This window comes from Pedobacter sp. L105 (assembly GCF_009765875.1).
Taxonomy (GTDB): Bacteria; Bacteroidota; Bacteroidia; order Sphingobacteriales; family Sphingobacteriaceae; genus Pedobacter.
In genome coordinates this window covers 108,113-108,927 of sequence record NZ_LMUP01000008.1, presented here as the reverse complement: position 1 = coordinate 108,927, position 815 = coordinate 108,113, and the positions used below count along the sequence as shown (strand labels likewise).

Genomic DNA, 815 nt, shown 5'->3' with positions numbered 1-815 from the left:
CGCACTTGGACTGAGTAAGGAAGAACTAGAAAAGATGTTTTTAAAAAGCTCTTTACCAGCCGTTTAATATTTGGTTGTACAGAAAAGGCCATCAGCATTTTCTCCAAGAGCGACAACAAATATTCAGGTTCATAAGGGATCATAGCAGGATATTTTTAGTCGAGAAGATGTGTTCAGTATTCAAGGTAAGCAGAGGCGGGTTTTACAAATGGACCATCAGTAGTCCTTCGAAAAGGAGTATTGAAAATCAAATTCTTGAAACCGAGGTACTGCAGGCTTTTGAAAACAGTAAAAGAATATATGGCAGTCCTAGAATTACCCTGGAACTCCGTAAAAAAGATATTAAAATCTCCAGACCAAGAGTAGCCAGAATGATGAGAAAAGCGAAACTGAGAAGTATTGTAAAAAAGAAATTCAAGATTACCACAGACTCCAGCCATAAGTTTCCTGTACCAGAAAATGTATTGGATAGAGATTTTAAACCAGGCGTATTAGGTGCGGTATGGGTATCTGATATTACTTATATCCGAACTAAAAAAGGATGGCTTTATTTGACTACCGTAATTGACCTTGGGGATCGAAAAATTATAGGATGGGCATTAAGTTTAACAATGAAAGCCGCTGATACAGTGATACCTGCCTTTAAAATGGCGCAAGGTAGACGGCCAATTATCCAAAAATTGATTTTTCATTCTGACCGCGGAGTTCAATACGCTTGCAACGAATTCAGATGCATACTGGAAAAGAATCCTTTGATCATTAGGAGTATGAGCAGAAAAGGAAATTGCTGGGATAACGCAGTAGCGGAAAGCTTC

The 815-nt window shown here is 38.4% G+C and carries 1 protein-coding gene; it reads left to right on the top strand.

All coding sequences use genetic code 11. From position 1 onward, the window contains the following. Positions 1-74: 74 nt before the first annotated feature. Positions 75-815: IS3 family transposase (locus GSQ84_RS15770; protein ID WP_216848940.1), on the top strand; the 741-nt coding region annotated here is incomplete at its 3' end.